The sequence below is a fragment of the Mesobacillus persicus genome (assembly GCF_900109925.1).
GTDB lineage: Bacteria > Bacillota > Bacilli > Bacillales > Cytobacillaceae > Mesobacillus_B > Mesobacillus_B persicus.
In genome coordinates this window covers 124,218-141,106 of record NZ_FOBW01000003.1, presented here as the reverse complement: position 1 = coordinate 141,106, position 16,889 = coordinate 124,218, and the positions used below count along the sequence as shown (strand labels likewise).

Genomic DNA, 16,889 nt, shown 5'->3' with positions numbered 1-16,889 from the left:
AAGTAAGATATCTTTATAGAGAAACCCACTGTATTTAATTATATCAAAATAACAACCTCGAAGAGTGCACAAAATATCCCATGTAAAAACTAACTGAGAATGAAACCATATCAATCCCCTGCAATTAAAAAACCCCAACAGATGTTGGGGTTTCTAGCTTTAGATAAATTCAGCTGTAAGTTTATCAAAATACTCTTGGTCAAGAGAAAGATCAGCTTGAGAAAGTGGAGTTTCTGAGTACCCATTAATCAATTCTTGATAAGATTTACGCTCTGTATTTTGATAGATAAGTCCAGTAACTAGACCATCATGTTTCATTAGTGTTTGCATCGCATCTTCACGATTTGATGGATCGTAGCCTTCAATATCGCTAAGTTTTGTAAGATTTTCTTTAAACCAATCATACGTATTTACCTTATTATACGTAACACATGGACTGAAAACGTTGATTAGAGAGAAACCTTTATGGTTAATTCCCGCTTCAATCAAAGCAGTCAAATCTTTAAGGTCTGTTGAGAAGCTTTGAGCAACAAAGGTTGCACCAGCTGTTAATGCCATTTCCATTGGAGAAATCGCTTGCTCAATAGATCCTAATGGTGTTGATTTTGTTTTGAAGCCTGCTGCTGAACGAGGGGATGTTTGTCCCTTTGTTAAGCCGTAAATTTGGTTATCCATTACGATGTAAGTGATATCGATGTTACGGCGGATTGCGTGAATGGTATGTCCCATCCCAATCGCAAATCCATCTCCGTCCCCACCAGAAGCAATAACCGTTAAGTCACGGTTTGCCATTTTCACACCTTGTGCAATTGGTAATGAACGACCGTGGATCCCATGGAATCCGTATGAATTAATATATCCTGAGATACGCCCAGAACAGCCGATTCCAGAAACAACAGCCAAATTCTCAGGCTCAAGTCCAACGTTCGCTGCTGCACGCTGCATCGCTGCCTGTACTGAGAAATCGCCACAACCAGGGCACCAGTTAGGTTTTACATTGTTTCGAAAGTCTTTAAATGTGGCCATTTAGAACAACTCCTTGCATTTCGTATGAATTTCATGCGGCAAAAATGGATTTCCGTCATACTTCAGCACTTTGTTAACCTTTTCGGCATGACCGACATTCATTTTTAGAATATTCGCTAGTTGACCTGTCGCATTGTTCTCAATTACTGCAATTTTCTTTGCAGATTTCACAAGCGGAAGTAGCTCATCAACTGGGAATGGGTGAATCAAGCGGATTTGCGCATGGTTTACTTTCACGCCGTCCTGCTCTAATCGGCCCATTGCTTCCTCGATTGCCCCTCTTGTTGAGTTGAAACCAATAATCAACAAATCTGCTTCTTCATGCGGAGCGTTCTTGTGAACTGGAGTATTAAATTTAAGATTACTAATCTTACGGAAACGCTTATCCATCTGTGCAATACGATTAGCCGCAGACTCAGAAGGTTTCCCTGTTTCTTCGTGCTCAACACCTGTAACATGGTGAATTCCATTTTTCATTCCTGGAATCACACGAGGAGAAACGCCATCTTCCGTTACTTCAAAACGTTTAAAATAGCCTTTATTTTCAAGCTCTGGTAGTTCACCCGTTTGAAGCTTTCCACGACGAACTTCTACTTTTCCATAATCTAATGGTTCTACTGTTTGCTTTCCTAAAGAAAGTTGTAGATCCGTTAAAATAATGACAGGGCATTGGTACTCTTCTGCTAGATTGAAAGCCTCTGCTGTATCATAGAAAGCTTCCTGCACTGTACTAGGAGCCATAACAATTTTAGGAATCTCTCCATGCGTACCGTAAATCATTGCCATTAAGTCTGATTGCTCCTGTTTCGTTGGAAGACCTGTAGAAGGGCCACCACGCTGTGTATCAACAATAACTAATGGAGTTTCTGTAATCCCTGATAAGCCGATTGCTTCCATTTTAAGAGATAAACCAGGACCAGCAGATGCAGTGATTGTACGTACACCACCGTAGTTTGCTCCGATTGCCATTGTTACAGCAGCGATTTCATCTTCTGTTTGAATAACCGTTCCACCGACTGCAGGTAATTTCTTAATTAGGTATTCCATGATTTCTGAAGCTGGAGTAATTGGGTATGCTGCCATAAATCGACATCCACCAGCAAGCGCTCCTAAAGCGATTGCATCGTTTCCAATCATGAACAAACGCTTTTGTCCATCAGCTTTTTCAAGCTGCATCGTTTCATTTTTAGAACCTAATTGTTCTTTCATATATTCATAGCCAGCTTTAATGGCTTCCATATTCTTATCGACCACTTGTTGGCCTTTACGTCCAAAAATTTCTTGAACCACTTCTTCAAACACTTGAATTTCCAAATCCAAAACGGCACTTGTTGCACCAATCGCAACCATGTTCTTCATCAGAGATGTTCCAAGTTCTGTAGCAATTTCTGTAAATGGAACCGCATACAATGCAGCTTCAGTATCTTCAGGTTCCTTTGGTCCAAACTTTGCATCCGCCATAATCACACCATTTGCGTGAAGTTCTTTGTAGTTCACATCAATGGTCTCTTGGTCAAAGGCAACTAGGATGTCCAAATCATCAGAAATGGAACGAACCTGTGTCGTACTCACTCGAATTTTGTTATTCGTATGGCCACCTTTGATACGTGAAGAAAAGTGACGATAGCCATATAAATAATAACCTAATCGGTTTAGAGCTATCGCAAATATTTCCCCGGTACTTTCAATTCCTTCTCCTTGCTGTCCTCCAACTTTCCATGAAAGTTGATTGATCATCTCCTACACCCCTTTAGTTACGTTAAAAAGTATGTAAATCTATTCCATAAATAATTTTAGCACTTATCCAAGTAAATCACTAGAAATAACGCTCTTACTTTCCTTTAACTTAACAACTTGGAGGGGTACTAAACGCTTTCAATTCTAGACCTATGCTGAAAAAAAAGCAACCCTTTGGGACTAAATATTGAACAAAATATGAATATTTTTTTATTTTTTAGTTTTCTCTAAATAAATCAAATCAGAATGCTCGTGACTTAGCCTGCAAACCCTTGATTTTACAGGAACTTACTCTTTCTTCTAAAAGTACAAAATAAGCATTCTCTTATGTTAAGATAATAATATATGTAATATTTTAACAGTTTTAAACAAAAAAAGTCCATCTGCCCTCTCGTTCTGACAGATGGATTTTTTAATTATATTCTGTTCGTGACAGGATGCAATAAATAAGTGCGTTTGACCTATTACCACTAACAATCGTGATACTAGCCCCCTCATTACCTCGGTTCGATAATCAGTTTTATAGCGGTACGTTCCTCTCCATCTATCAGGATATCGGTAAATGCCGGGATGCAAATCAGATCTACTCCGCTAGGCGCTACAAATCCTCTTGCGATAGCTACTGCCTTCACGGCCTGATTCAATGCACCCGCACCGATTGCCTGAATTTCTGCATTTCCTCTTTCACGCAGAACTCCTGCAAGCGCACCAGCTACAGAATTAGGGTTAGATTTTGCTGAAACTTTTAATATCTCCATTCCTAGCTCCTCCTTATTTAATCCCTCAAAACCTGAATGCCCTCTAATTCACTACTTCAGGGTAAGTTGTTCCACTGATACTATATTCAGGAAATTCCAGGGATATAACCGAGCTGTTTAAAAAATAAGGAGGCTTTTAAAAATTTGCTATTGTTGCTTCAGCTGCAAATTTAGTTTGAACTTACCCAAAGAATGGTTGGTCATCATTGATTCGAACTCGTTGAATCTTGGAAGCTTTCCCTGTTTTCTTATCGAGATCGATGATTACGCCAGATAATTGGGTTCTGCTTCCTGTGCTTACCTCAAAACGGGTCGGTAACGAGGTTAAGAACCGTGTTAGAACCGCTTCCCTATCCATACCTAAGATTCCATCATACGGGCCTGTCATCCCCACATCTGATTGATAGGCAGTTCCTCCAGGGAGAATTCGCTCATCTGCTGTTTGGACATGGGTATGGGTCCCAACCACAGCGGTTACACGGCCATCTAGATACCAACCCATAGCCTCTTTCTCACTAGTAGCTTCAGCATGAAAATCGACAAAAATGATGTTTGTACGCTTCTGTGCCTCAGCTATCAATTCATCTGCTTTAGTAAAAGGGCAGTCAAGCGGTGCAAGGAATGTTCTTCCCTGCAAGTTGATAACAGCTACCTCATCCTGATTGACTTTTAAATAGACAATCCCGGTACCTGGTGTCCCCTCCGGAAAGTTCGCTGGTCTTACCAGATATTTCGCTTTGTCGATAAAATCAAAGATTTCTTTTTTGTCCCACGCATGATTTCCAAGGGTCACTGCTTGGGCACCCCACTCCAAAAACTGGCGATAGATATTTTCGTTAATCCCTTTGCCACTCGCAGCATTTTCCCCATTTATAATCGTGATGGTCGGACGGTACTTTTCTTTAAGCTTGGGAAGGTATTCTTTCACCATGTCTCGACCAGGGGATCCGACGACATCGCCGATAAATAAAATTCTCATTTTGGTTTCATTCCTAACCTATTTTTTTGTCTATATGAAATTGTATCTCTTATTCTTTGTTAAAAGGCACTATGTTCATTCTAAGTTCACTCATATTAAAAAAGCGGTGCATAAGCACCGCTTTATTTAGCGTATTCAACAGCCCTTGTTTCACGAATGACCGTAACCTTGATATGGCCAGGATAATCGAGTTCTTCTTCGATATTTTTCCTGATGTCACGCGCTAAGCGATGAGCTTGAAGGTCATCAATTAAATCTGGTTTAACCATGATTCGTATTTCACGACCGGCTTGAATGGCAAAAGACTTTTCAACACCCTCAAAGGATTCAGAAATTTCTTCTAATCTCTCTAAGCGGCGAATATAGTTTTCTAGTGCCTCACTACGCGCTCCCGGTCTAGCAGCTGACAATGCATCAGCAGCAGCCACAAGAACAGCAATAACTGAAGTTGGTTCAGTGTCACCATGGTGGGAAGCAATACTGTTAATAACGACTGGGTGTTCTTTATACTTCGTCGCTAGTTCAACACCAATTTCCACGTGGCTTCCTTCGACTTCATGGTCAATCGCTTTCCCGATGTCATGCAATAGACCTGCACGCCTTGCAAGCGTTTCGTCCTCGCCTAATTCAGCAGCAAGCAGTCCTGAAAGTTGTGCAACCTCCATAGAATGCTTTAGGACGTTCTGGCCGTAACTCGTACGATATTTCAATCGTCCAAGAATCTTAATTAAATCTGGGTGAAGACCATGTACACCCACTTCAAACGTCGTCTGTTCGCCAACTTCACGAATGTGTTCATCGACTTCACGACGAGCCTTTTCTACCATTTCCTCGATTCTTGCTGGGTGGATTCGACCATCCTGGACAAGTTTATCAAGTGCTAATCGTGCTGTTTCACGGCGTATTGGGTCGAAACCGGATAGAATGACCGCTTCTGGTGTATCATCGATGATCAAGTCGATTCCTGTCAGCGTTTCTAACGTCCGAATATTCCGTCCTTCACGGCCAATGATACGGCCCTTCATTTCATCATTTGGAAGATTCACAACGGAAACCGTTGTTTCAGCAACATGGTCTGCAGCGCAACGCTGGATCGCTAAGGACAATAGCTCCTTCGCTTTCTTGTCGGACTCTTCCTTCGCTCTGTTTTCGCTCTCTTTGATCATGACAGCGGTGTCGTGAGCTAGCTCCTGTTCAGTACGTTCTAAAATGATGGATTTTGCCTCATCACGCGTTAAGCTCGAGATTCGTTCTAACTCGGCTTGTTGCACACGAACCATTTCGTCCACTTTGCTTTGCATCTGTTCAATATGCTGTTGTTTTTGGTTTAGAGAGTCATCTTTCTTCTCCAAAAGAAGTTCCCGTTTATTTAACGATTCGTCCTTCCGGTCAAGATTCTCCTCCTTTTGCAGTAAACGATTTTCTTGTTTTTGCAGTTCATTTCTACGCTCACGCACTTCACGTTCCGCTTCTGTGCGTAGCTTATGAATGTCATCCTTTGCTTCAAGCAGGGCTTCCTTCTTTAATGCTTCCGCATCCCGCTTCGCATCCTCAAGAATCTGTTCTGCCGCATTTCTTGCTCCTGCTATTTTTGCCTCTGCAACGGATTTTCGATAAAAATAGCCAACAACTGCACCGACGATTAGGCCAAGCAAAATGGAGATGATCGGTAATAAAAATTCCATCATTTCACCTCCTCTTGCTATGAACTTTTTTGTTACGTTTTTTAAAGTGTCGGCATGTATATTGTTTCTCAAGTCAACATACAGCACAAAGGCTTTTAAACGTTTTTATTACTAGTAATAGTAAAAGTAAAAATATACATGTTAATTGTATGTTTTCCCATTTTTATTGTCAAGGGGTTGTCCGCGATGAGCTCACGTTTCTTTTCCAATTTTAAACAGATTTCTCACACAAAAAAAGCAAAGCCAAAGACGGCTTTGCTTTTTCCTGAATTAAGAAAGCTCCATTTCTTCCTGATCTTCTTCGGATTTATCAAGGGGCTTTACGCCATCTAGACCATAGTGGTCACGAATTTTTTGTTGAATTTCAAGACGAATAGCAGGGTTTTCTTTCAAGAACTGTTTTGCATTCTCACGTCCCTGTCCAACTCGCTCATTATTATAGGAATACCAAGACCCACTCTTAAGAACGATATCCAGTTCAGCACCGATATCAATGATTTCTCCTTCTCTAGAGATTCCCTCTCCGTACATAATATCCACTTCAGCTACCTTGAAAGGAGGAGCTACCTTGTTTTTAACTACTTTAATTTTTGTTTTGTTCCCGACAATATCATTGCCTTGCTTTAAGGATTCTGCACGGCGTACTTCAAGACGAACGCTGGAATAGAATTTAAGCGCACGTCCACCTGGAGTTGTCTCGGGGTTTCCAAACATAACACCAATCTTTTCACGAATCTGGTTGATGAAAATCGCAATTGTATTGGATTTGTTAATAGCTCCTGACAGCTTACGAAGGGCCTGCGACATCATCCTTGCTTGAAGTCCCATATGGGAATCTCCCATTTCTCCTTCAATTTCCGCCTTCGGAACTAGAGCAGCAACTGAGTCAATAACTAGAATATCAACCGCGCCACTTCGTACAAGTGCTTCAGCAATTTCTAATGCTTGCTCACCAGTATCTGGCTGAGAAAGCAATAATTCATCGATGTTAACACCCAGTTTTTGAGCATAGACTGGATCGAGCGCATGCTCCGCATCGATGAAAGCTGCTTGTCCTCCTGAAGCCTGCACTTCTGCAATTGCATGAAGAGACACAGTTGTTTTACCAGAACTTTCAGGTCCATAAATTTCAATTACACGTCCGCGTGGATAACCACCAATTCCAAGGGCGACATCCAACGCAATCGAACCACTAGGACTAGTGGATACTCTACGGTCTGTTTGTTCACCTAACTTCATTATTGAACCTTTACCAAATTGCTTTTCTATTTGTTTTAATGCCATATCTAAGGCCGCTTTACGATCACTCACTAATTATTTCCTCCCTTTACCAAACGTTCTGGTCCGAACCTTATTTCTATTCGAATTACTACTCATACTATACCTTTTTTTTCGTTGTTTGTCGAGCAAAAAAACGAACATTCATTCGATATTTTTGATTGGTAAGTTTCGCTAAAAAAGTGATTTTTAAATGTATTTTTTATTATGTTGACGTAAAAAGGTAAGTTGGAATTGTTCTTTTCAAGGCTGAAATTTTATAAAATCAAATAGGCCCTCGCTCAATTATTCTCAAGCGGGGCCTTGGTTTTTACACTCTATTTCTATTCTTTCAAACTATTGATCAAAAGTCGGCAACCATGCTTTACTGCACGAATACGATTGATTTCCCGCGTACCTGCAAGCTGAAGCTTCTCTGTGATTGTTGGTTTCCCTTTTTGATGAATCCCAATAAACACCGTGCCTGCCGGGTGGCCTTCGAGCTCCTCCGGTCCTGCAACCCCCGTAAAGCTAATCCCTAGATCTGCCCCAAAAAGCTTAGCTGCATTCTCCGCTAACTCCTGAGCACAAGCCGCACTAACCGATCCATTCTCTTCAATGGTTTCTTTACGGACGTTTACGATGTTTATTTTTGCTTCATTGCTATAGCACACGACACCGCCCTTTAATATTGCACTAGCTCCAGGCACGGATGTTAGCTGTTCTTGAAACATTCCACCGGTCAAGCTTTCTGCAGCAGCAATGGTTAAACCTCGACCTTTTAATCGCATAGCCAGTTCGTTAATCAGCGAGGTTTCATTATAGCCATAGAAGTAAGCGCCGACCCGCTCAAGAATTTTCGCTTCCAATTCATCAATTAGCTTGATTGCATGTTCTTCAGATTGATCCCTAGCTGTTAGTCGGACGGTTACTTCCGATTCTGAGGCAAGTGGTGCAATCGTAGGATTGCTTTGCTTCTCAATAAGATCTTCTAGCTTTGTTTCAAGTGCCGCTTCTCCAATTCCAAAAAAACGAAGAACTCGCGAGACAATTTTCGCTTGTTCGCCCATTTTTGTTGTAATTGCCGGTATTCCATATTTAGTAAACATTGGCTCCATTTCACTTGGTGGGCCGGGCAACAACATATAGTGTCGCTTTCCACTCGTGAACATCATCCCCGGTGCCATTCCATGGTCATTGGGCAAGACCTCCGAGCCCTTTAGAACCAGCGCCTGCTTCCGGTTGTTTTCTGTCATCACACGATTGGTTCTTTTAAAATACCCCTCGATTGACGCCATTGCCACCTCATCGAGTGCAAGGTCCACCCCAATGTGTTTGGCAATCGTTTCTTTTGTAAGGTCATCCTTTGTGGGTCCGAGACCACCTGTTAAAATAATCAAGTCAGAGCGTTCCCCTGCCACTTCTAGCACTTTCTCCAGCCTTGAAGGGTTATCCCCTACCACTGTATGAAAATATACATTCACACCAACACTAGCCAATTGCGCTGACAAAAATCTAGCGTTTGTGTTGTTAATTTGCCCAAGCAATAATTCTGAACCTACCGCAATAATTTCAGCGTTCATTGATTTCCCCCTTATTGTCTGAGCCATTTCATTTCCCTTGTCCATTTTATAGATATAACTAAACTAGGTACATCACTCGCAGATGCCTATTTTGAACTCGTGAAAACGGCTTTATTTTTAATAAAATAATCCCAGCCTGACCAAACGGTAAAGATCATCGCCACCCATAGTGCCAGGTCATCAAAGGGGATTGACACCATTTCAAAAATAATATTATGCAAGAGCAGTGCAGAAATGGCTATAATCTGGGCCCAAGTCTTAATTTTCCCAAGCATATTGGCCGCAACAACTTCTCCGCCCTCTGCAAGAATGGCTCTAAGACCTGTGACAGCAAATTCCCTGAAGATAATAATAATGACAATCCATGAAGCAGCCATCTGAAGGTCCACTAAGACAATAAGCGCTGACGCAACAAGCAACTTATCGGCAAGGGGATCTAGAAATTTCCCTAAATTCGTGACAAGGTTGTATTTGCGTGCATAATAGCCATCGACCCAATCTGTCGTTGAAGCAAAGATAAAGATGAGTGCACCTACGAAATGGGTAACTGGCATCTCTGCCCCCAAGAGAATCATGTTCCCCCAATCAAATGGATAAAGCATCACCACTAAAAAGACAGGTATAAGAAAAATACGAGAAATGGTGATTTTATTCGGAATATTCATTGGTTTTGCCTCCAAAAACAAATAATTTAGGACCTCATCATTGTAAAATCGGATCCGACTCAGCCCTCATTATACCACCAATTTTTTAACAGCGAAAAAATAGTCACCTTTCGATGACTATTATTCGCTTTTATTATAACGAATTGTAATGTTTTGTGTTGTTCGCTCATTCGGAGGAACAGCGTAATCGAGCTTTTCACCATTAATGTAAATCTCTGTAGCTGGCACAAAGCCAATACGAATAGCAGCTTCAGTTTCATTCGAAAGATCAACGGTTTCACTGGCATCCTTCTGTAATGTTGTCTCAAAGAAAGATTTTCCTGCCCCATTCTTAACACTCACCCAAGTTGAGCCTGTTGAAACAACCTTCACTTCAAATGCTTCTGCATTGTTTAAATCATATACAGTCAGGCTTCCATTATTCTCAGCAACGGTTATCTCCTGAACAGGTGTATCAGGTTCTTCGACAACCTCTTCCTGTTCTGTCTCTTCATTTCCTGCTTCAGGATTCTCTTCTTCTGTAGCTGGGGCTTCCGTATTCTCTTCCTCAATCACATTCGGAGTTTCCTCGATATTGACTGGATTGTTTCCTTCATTTACATTTTCCTGTGTTTCGTCTCCAGCGCTCTGTACAAGCCAGTACCAAACAAGTACGATGACTCCAATGACAACAAGTCCAATCAAGAGCTTAGGAAGAATGTCTAATACTTTTGATGTACTGCCTGATATGCTTTTTCGTGATTGAACACGGGAAAGCTGTTCTGGTAAATCTTCATTGTATGTAGTAGGTATTTCATTTTTATATTGCTCAAAAATTTCATCCGGATCAAGACCAACTGCTTCGGCATATTGTTTGATAAAGGCCCTGACGTAAAACTTACCCGGCATCATTGAATAATTGCCTTCTTCAATCCCAACAAGATAGCGCTTCTGAATCTTAGTCATACTCTGTAGTTGTTCAAGACTTAGTCCTTTTGCTTCACGCTCTTGCTTAAAGCGTTCTCCTAGCTCTGTCACGATAACACCTTCCAATACGTTAAAAATCGAATCCTCCGAAATCAGAATCAGTAAACAATTGATTCTGTTGGACCATTTCATAAGTAATTTCTTCGTCCGGACTATTACGAAGCTCGATAATATAATCAAAGTCGTTTATTGTGTACTCTGTGTTTTGAACAAAGATATCAGGATGTTCAACCACTTTGATAGCGGGCATACGCATAATCTCCCCTACAAGCTGCCAATGGCGTTCGCTCGCTCTTCTAGTAGAGACAATTCCATCAAGGATAAACAAATTATCTGCGTTGTACTCATCCTCAATTAATTGATTTCGAATCGTTTGTTTAAGCAGTGTGGATGAAACGAACAACCAGCGTTTATTCGCACAAACACTTGCAGCCACAACCGATTCCGTTTTTCCCACTCTTGGCATCCCTCTAATTCCAATCAGCTTATGGCCTTCCTGCTTAAATAATTCTGCCATAAAATCAACTAAGAGTCCAAGCTCATTGCGAACAAATCGAAAGGTCTTCTTGTCATCTGCATCCCGCTCGATATATCTTCCATGACGAACAGCCATGCGATCACGAAGTTTTGGTTGTCGTAACTTAATTACCCTTATAGTGTCCATTGTATTTAAAATTGACTCGAGTCTCACGATTTGTTCATCATTTTTAGCTAAAATTAAAAGCCCCCGTCTTCCCTGGTCAATCCCATTAATGGTCACAATATTAATTGCGAGCATTCCAAGCAAGGAAGATATATCCCCTAGCAAACCCGGACGGTTAATCATGATTTCGTACTCTAAATACCACTCTTTCTTCTCCATCAAAACCCTCCAAATAATTGGCTGCGTATACGTGGCTGTTGATTTCCGCATCAGGTACTTCGCCTGCCGCTTAATCAACAATATACTTTAACACAGACAAAAGTTATATATTTCTCCCAAATCCACTCATAATACTGTGCATACCTTAGTGTATGTTTTAGAGACAAGTTTTGACAAGTTTATCTAGCTTCTATAATATATGATTTTGGAAGAAGATGAAAGAAAAAGGGGAAAACAATAACAATCGAAAATTTTCCGAAAAGCGCATATAAAAAAGAGAGGCTTAGCCTCTCTTTTCTCTTTCAAAGCCTCTTAATTGCTACCACCATTGTTTTGGACAAGCTTAACCATTAGGTTGGCGATTGCATGTTGCTCTTGTTGATCCGCTACTGACCAAAGATCAGCAAGAACGCGTTCTTGTTCGTTCTTTGGATCAACATTTTTTGCAAGATAATCCCCCACTTGATAAGCAACATCGGAGATTACACTGTTGTTCATTCCTTCATTTTGCGCTTGATCCAAACGGCTACCTAAGAAATCTTTCCATTGTCCCCAGTTATCTAATACAGACATAGTTTGAACCTCCTTATAAAGTGTTCAAGCATATTGTGCGAAGGAATGCCTAAAAATATGCATGTTCACAAAGGATTCAAAAAAACCAAAGCTGCTCATCAGGATTATTGTATATTAACGGAGAATAAGCAGTCTGGTGGGATTAAAATTCAGTTTACAAAGCTCTTTTCTAAAACTTAAATATTTCCCAAAGAAATCAATGCTATAAAGTTCCATTTATTCATGAAAGCAACAAAGTTTGAGAAAAGTGCATTAATCAAATATGCCAACCCCCATTAATGGATAAAACATGGCCAGTTATATAACTGGATTGACCAGAAACTAAGTACTCTACTCCATTCGCAATATCTTCGGGTGTTCCTAATCTCCCCATTGGTATTTCAGCTTCGACTGCGGACAGCTCATCAGGCGAAAACCCAGAAATCATTGGTGTTTCAACAGCCCCTGGTGCCACTCCATTTACTCGTATCCCCGATGGAGCCAACTCCTTACTCAGAGACTTCACAAACGCGATTTGAGCGCCTTTCACTGTAGAATAAGCTACCTCATAAGCAGCACCTGTCTGACCCCAGATAGACGAAATCACGACGATCGATCCTGCTTTTTTTGTAATCAATTTCGGAAGCAATGCTTTTGTCAATAAAAGCGGGGTGGTAATCGACACCTGAATCAGTCGTGCAGCATCCCCTTCATCCAGTTCCTGAAGTAAACCATACAGAGCATGACCTGCGTTATGGACAATCCCATCTAGTGAAAAAATCTGCGACGCCACGCGCTGATAACTATCTGGTTCAGCTAAGTCCGCCTGAATCGGAATGTATTCCCCATTAAAAGGCTCAAGCCTTTTAAGCAGCTTGTCCATCGCTTGTTGGTTAAGGTTGTAATGAAGATATAATGAATACCCCTTGGCCGCCAGATTTAGTGCGATTGCTTGACCAATTGCTCCACTTGCCCCTGTAATTAATATAAATTTTTTCATCTTTTTCTCCTCAAAAATGAGCGCCGGCGGTTGTCCGGCGCTCCTACTCTTATTTCGGCACTACTTGGCAGACGGTAAACCGCTTCTCATCAATCAAGCTAGCTGCGGCTGCCTTGATGTCTTCAACCGTGATGCTTTCAAGCACCGGTACGACTTCGAATAGATCCATGTCATTAAACGCATACCGTGTAAATTGATTGGCGATATACTCGGGAGAATTGATTGCTCTTAAAAAGGCACCGATTTTTTTCTTTCTAGCCCGACCAAGATTTTCTTCATTAAAACTAGAGCCTGTTTTGCCCTCTAATAAAATCGCCGTTATTTTTTCAGTAAGCTTATCCGGATCCGTTGTATCTCCACCAGCCATGGCAAAACCGAAGCCTTGTTCCTGACTAAAATCATAGGAGAACGAATCATCGATTAACCCTTCACTATACAGCTCAGTATAACCTGGAGAACTTTTTCCGAACAAAATATCAAGCATAATATTTTGAGACAGCTCATATTTTAGCATTTCCTGTCCTTGCCTTGTTGATGGTGGGGCTTTAATGCCCACTATGCACTTAGGCGTTTGCACATTCATTTTCAGGACCTGCTTCTTCTCAGCCACTTCTTCCATTTCCGCTTCAAACTGGCGGTCAATCTCTGGTTGAACAGCATAATCCCTTTTCGCTTGGTTATCTTTGATTTGCTTCATGATTTGCTCTGGTTCAACGGCACCAACAACAAACAGCAACATATTACTTGGATGATAGAACGTATTGTAGCATTCATAGAGCATATCCTTCGTTATATGGGAAATCGATTCCTTCGTCCCAGCAATATCTATTTTTACCGGGTGGCTTTTAAACATATTTTCTATCACACCATAGTAAAGCCGCCAGTCGGGATTATCATCATACATCGTAATTTCTTGACCGATTATCCCCTTTTCTTTCTCAACCGTCGATTCGGTGAAGTATGGCTCCTGAACGAAATCCATTAACGTTTCCAGGTTCTCCTCCACATGCGAAGTACTTGAAAACAGGTAGGCTGTTCTCGTAAAAGAAGTGAAGGCATTCGCTGATGCTCCTTGGCGACTGAACTGTTGGAACACATCGCCATCTTCTTTTTCAAACAACTTATGTTCTAGAAAGTGAGCAATCCCATCAGGCACTTTTACATGTTCTGTTTTGCCTGGTGGCTTAAAATGATTGTCAATTGATCCATACTTTGTTGTGAATGTGGCGTACGTTTTGTTAAATCCCTTTTTCGGGAGAATATAGACATCAAGCCCGTTGGATAATTTTTCATAATAAAGTTCTTCTTTCAGTTGTTCAAATGCAATTTTCTCCATTATTCCGCCGCCTCCATTCCAGTTAAAAAGTAAATGGTATCAAGGTTTACTTTATTTGCGACTGCGACAATTTCATCCTTCGTCACCTCTTGCATTCCTTGTACCCAATCATCAAATGGAACTTCAACTTTTGACACCACATTATGGTATAAAAGCTCAACCATTCCACGAGCGGTATCAAGCGTTTCGAGGAGCTGGTTTTGAATAACAGCTTTTGTTTGCTTGAGTTCTTCATCAGTAAAGTCACCGGACTTCATCGCTGCCATTTGTTCGTTTATGATAGTTACCGCGAGATCAAAGTTTTCAAATTCTATCCCCGACATTACCATCATTAACCCTTTATGACTTTCCAACCTACTTGCAACATAATAGGCGAGACTATTTTTTTCACGCACGTTTAGAAAAAGCTTTGAATGTGAAAAACCACCGAAGATTCCATTGAAAACTTGTAAAGCATTATAATCAGGATCTCCATATTTAACATTTGTCCGATAGCCAATGTTGAGTTTGCCCTGCTTCACGTCTTGCTTTTCTTTGACTACCTTTTCTTCCCCCGCTAGACGGTTCACAGTATTGGCTTCAAGCGGTGTGCGCTCAGCAAACTGAAACAATTTTGAAGTGGTAGATTCAACTTCCTCCTCCACCACATCCCCAATGATGTAGAGATCTAATTCGTCCTCAGAAAATGCCCGTTGGTAATAATCAAATAAAGATTTTGCTGTGATCGCATCCACTTCTTCAAGTTCTCCATTCACAGGAAGAGCATATGGCTCGCTTGCGCACATTTCTTGGACTAATCTAAAACTTGAATAACGCATTTTATCATCATATACAGACTGAATCCGTTGCTTTAAGGTACGTTTCTCTTTCTCAACGGTAGAGCTGTCAAAAGCTTCGTTTTCCATGAGCGGATTTTGAAGCAGTTCACTCAATAATTCAAGCGCTTTTGCTAGTAGTGGGGTGGAATCACTCAGAAACTTCTCATTAGCGATTTCAATAGACATGGAAATCACTTGATATTCCCCTTTTTTTGATACATCTACAAACATATTAGCTCCATATAGTTCATCCAAATAGGACCTTAACTTTGCCGTCGTTGGGTACCCTGCCGTACTGCTCTGCAATACATGTGGTAATAACGCACGACGTGTTACCGTTTCTTTTGATAATGGGGCCTTCATCTTCCAAACAATTGTATTCGTTTTAAATTTATCGGTCTTGACGATATGAAGCTTATAGCCTTTCATATCCTTGGTGCTTTCCGAAATCACTCCCATGAGGTTCCTCCTTTTTATTACCTGCTGTTTTCAGTCCTTCTAATTTCAGCCATACTGATTATTATGTAAAACTTACGAAGGTTATATTTCTATCTTTTCCTTTGGATACTGACCTATACTTACTATACCTTGCTGATTTTTATATTTACAAGCGGGACGCCTATTGCCCACGTGAAAGATCTCTTTAAATCTCTGTTGTACCATGCAAAAAACTCTCGGACAAATACGCCCGAGAGTTATTTTGTTCTTAACGACTTCCTTTAATATAATGTGTTCCGATTGATTTTGGTGCGTCCGCACGTCCAATAAATCCGGTTAATGCAAGGATTGTTAAGATATAAGGTGCAATTAGCAAGTATACATTCGGTACATTTTCAAGGAATGGCAAGCTGTTTCCAATGATACTTAAACTTTGTGCAAATCCGAAGAAAATCGCAGCTCCCATTGCACCTAGTGGATGCCACTTACCAAAGATCATTGCCGCAAGGGCCATAAAGCCTTGACCACTAATCGTCGCATGACTAAAATCAGAGGAAATCGATTGAGCATAAACGGCTCCACCAAGTCCACCAAGAGCCCCAGAAAGAAGAACCCCAATGTATCTCATTTTCGTAACATTAATCCCCATTGTGTCTGCTGCCATTGGATGTTCACCAGTGGAACGAAGGCGAAGACCGAATGGAGTTTTGAACACAACGAACCATGCAATAATTGCGACGGCAATCGCAAAGTACGAGGTCCAGTAAGTGTTTGAAAAGAATAATGGTCCAATAAACGGAATGTCGCTTAAGATTGGCACATCAATTTTACTGAAGCCTTTTTGAATGATATCAGTTTGACCTTTATCATAAATTAACTTAACAAGGAATAGAGTGACTCCCACCGCCAAAAGGTTTATTGCTACCCCTGAGACAGTATGGTCTGCTCTAAAAGTAATCGAGGCAACAGCATGAATCCCTGAGAACAGTGCACCGGCCAAGGCAGCGACCAGTAGAGCAACCCAAGGAGTCCAGTTACCTAACACACTAGCTGTACTTAGGTTAAAAACAATCGCTGAAAAGGCACCGATAACCATTAAACCTTCTAGACCAATATTGATTACACCGGATCTTTCCGAAAAGATTCCGCCCAATGCAGTGAGAATAAGCGGAGATGCCCACAGAAGAGTCGACGGAATGATGATTAATAAGATATCCATCAAGCCCA

General features: G+C 41.1%; 15 protein-coding genes. All 15 read right to left on the bottom strand.

Features of this window, described 5'->3' with window-relative positions:
- Positions 1-159: 159 nt before the first annotated feature.
- On the bottom strand, positions 160-1,026 hold the full coding sequence (locus BMX30_RS05810; RefSeq protein ID WP_090742145.1) for a 2-oxoacid:ferredoxin oxidoreductase subunit beta: 867 nt from the start codon (positions 1,024-1,026) through the stop codon (positions 160-162).
- Positions 1,027-2,763 carry a 2-oxoacid:acceptor oxidoreductase subunit alpha gene (locus BMX30_RS05805; protein WP_090742142.1) on the bottom strand — a complete coding sequence of 579 codons (1,737 nt, stop codon included), beginning with the start codon at positions 2,761-2,763 and terminating at the stop codon, positions 1,027-1,029.
- A gap of 497 nt (positions 2,764-3,260) precedes the next feature.
- Positions 3,261-3,521, bottom strand: coding sequence for a stage V sporulation protein SpoVS (gene spoVS / locus BMX30_RS05800; protein ID WP_090742139.1), 261 nt, complete (start codon positions 3,519-3,521; stop codon positions 3,261-3,263).
- 181 nt (positions 3,522-3,702) lie between these two features.
- The gene (locus BMX30_RS05795) at positions 3,703-4,500 is read right to left on the bottom strand and encodes a TIGR00282 family metallophosphoesterase (RefSeq protein WP_090742136.1); all 798 of its coding nucleotides are present in this window, start codon (positions 4,498-4,500) and stop codon (positions 3,703-3,705) included.
- A gap of 122 nt (positions 4,501-4,622) precedes the next feature.
- Entirely contained in the window at positions 4,623-6,188 is a 1,566-nt protein-coding gene (gene rny / locus BMX30_RS05790) for a ribonuclease Y (protein ID WP_170843799.1), read from the bottom strand.
- 267 nt (positions 6,189-6,455) lie between these two features.
- Positions 6,456-7,496, bottom strand: a complete 1,041-nt coding sequence (gene recA, locus BMX30_RS05785; protein ID WP_090742131.1) for a recombinase RecA — start codon at positions 7,494-7,496, stop codon at positions 6,456-6,458.
- Between the two features lie 290 nt (positions 7,497-7,786).
- On the bottom strand, positions 7,787-9,025 hold the full coding sequence (locus BMX30_RS05780) for a competence/damage-inducible protein A (protein WP_090742129.1): 1,239 nt from the start codon (positions 9,023-9,025) through the stop codon (positions 7,787-7,789).
- Between the two features lie 86 nt (positions 9,026-9,111).
- The gene (gene pgsA, locus BMX30_RS05775) at positions 9,112-9,690 is read right to left on the bottom strand and encodes a CDP-diacylglycerol--glycerol-3-phosphate 3-phosphatidyltransferase (RefSeq protein WP_090742126.1); all 579 of its coding nucleotides are present in this window, start codon (positions 9,688-9,690) and stop codon (positions 9,112-9,114) included.
- Between the two features lie 120 nt (positions 9,691-9,810).
- Positions 9,811-10,707 (bottom strand): helix-turn-helix domain-containing protein, encoded by an 897-nt coding sequence (locus BMX30_RS05770; RefSeq protein ID WP_090742123.1) that lies wholly within the window; start codon positions 10,705-10,707, stop codon positions 9,811-9,813.
- A 19-nt stretch (positions 10,708-10,726) separates the two neighbouring features.
- Positions 10,727-11,518 carry a DUF3388 domain-containing protein gene (locus BMX30_RS05765; RefSeq protein ID WP_090742120.1) on the bottom strand — a complete coding sequence of 264 codons (792 nt, stop codon included), beginning with the start codon at positions 11,516-11,518 and terminating at the stop codon, positions 10,727-10,729.
- A gap of 312 nt (positions 11,519-11,830) precedes the next feature.
- Positions 11,831-12,091: a DUF3243 domain-containing protein gene (locus BMX30_RS05760; protein ID WP_090742118.1), complete on the bottom strand. Its 261-nt coding sequence runs from the start codon at positions 12,089-12,091 to the stop codon at positions 11,831-11,833.
- A 256-nt stretch (positions 12,092-12,347) separates the two neighbouring features.
- Positions 12,348-13,070, bottom strand: coding sequence for an elongation factor P 5-aminopentanone reductase (gene ymfI, locus BMX30_RS05755; protein ID WP_090742115.1), 723 nt, complete (start codon positions 13,068-13,070; stop codon positions 12,348-12,350).
- A gap of 49 nt (positions 13,071-13,119) precedes the next feature.
- Positions 13,120-14,406 carry an EF-P 5-aminopentanol modification-associated protein YfmH gene (gene yfmH, locus BMX30_RS05750; RefSeq protein WP_090742112.1) on the bottom strand — a complete coding sequence of 429 codons (1,287 nt, stop codon included), beginning with the start codon at positions 14,404-14,406 and terminating at the stop codon, positions 13,120-13,122.
- Positions 14,406-15,683 (bottom strand): EF-P 5-aminopentanol modification-associated protein YfmF, encoded by a 1,278-nt coding sequence (gene yfmF, locus BMX30_RS05745; protein WP_090742110.1) that lies wholly within the window; start codon positions 15,681-15,683, stop codon positions 14,406-14,408. Before yfmF ends, yfmH begins: the two co-directional genes overlap by 1 nt.
- 247 nt (positions 15,684-15,930) lie before the next feature.
- Positions 15,931-16,881: an ABC transporter permease gene (locus BMX30_RS05740; protein ID WP_425283739.1), complete on the bottom strand. Its 951-nt coding sequence runs from the start codon at positions 16,879-16,881 to the stop codon at positions 15,931-15,933.
- Between the last annotated feature and the right edge of the window lie 8 nt (positions 16,882-16,889).

Excerpts from the sequence above, each read along its gene's own strand:
- spoVS (WP_090742139.1), bottom strand. The coding sequence starts at position 3,521 with ATGGAGATATTAAAAGTTTCAGCAAAATCTAACCCTAATTCTGTAGCT.
- BMX30_RS05760 (WP_090742118.1), bottom strand. The coding sequence starts at position 12,091 with ATGTCTGTATTAGATAACTGGGGACAATGGAAAGATTTCTTAGGTAGC.
- rny (WP_170843799.1), bottom strand. The coding sequence starts at position 6,188 with ATGATGGAATTTTTATTACCGATCATCTCCATTTTGCTTGGCCTAATC.
- ymfI (WP_090742115.1), bottom strand. The coding sequence starts at position 13,070 with ATGAAAAAATTTATATTAATTACAGGGGCAAGTGGAGCAATTGGTCAA.
- yfmH (WP_090742112.1), bottom strand. The coding sequence starts at position 14,406 with ATGGAGAAAATTGCATTTGAACAACTGAAAGAAGAACTTTATTATGAA.
- BMX30_RS05780 (WP_090742129.1), bottom strand. The coding sequence starts at position 9,025 with ATGAACGCTGAAATTATTGCGGTAGGTTCAGAATTATTGCTTGGGCAA.
- BMX30_RS05740 (WP_425283739.1), bottom strand. The coding sequence starts at position 16,881 with ATGGATATCTTATTAATCATCATTCCGTCGACTCTTCTGTGGGCATCT.
- BMX30_RS05805 (WP_090742142.1), bottom strand. The coding sequence starts at position 2,763 with ATGATCAATCAACTTTCATGGAAAGTTGGAGGACAGCAAGGAGAAGGA.
- BMX30_RS05765 (WP_090742120.1), bottom strand. The coding sequence starts at position 11,518 with ATGGAGAAGAAAGAGTGGTATTTAGAGTACGAAATCATGATTAACCGT.
- BMX30_RS05810 (WP_090742145.1), bottom strand. The coding sequence starts at position 1,026 with ATGGCCACATTTAAAGACTTTCGAAACAATGTAAAACCTAACTGGTGC.
- BMX30_RS05795 (WP_090742136.1), bottom strand. The coding sequence starts at position 4,500 with ATGAGAATTTTATTTATCGGCGATGTCGTCGGATCCCCTGGTCGAGAC.
- yfmF (WP_090742110.1), bottom strand. The coding sequence starts at position 15,683 with ATGGGAGTGATTTCGGAAAGCACCAAGGATATGAAAGGCTATAAGCTT.
- pgsA (WP_090742126.1), bottom strand. The coding sequence starts at position 9,690 with ATGAATATTCCGAATAAAATCACCATTTCTCGTATTTTTCTTATACCT.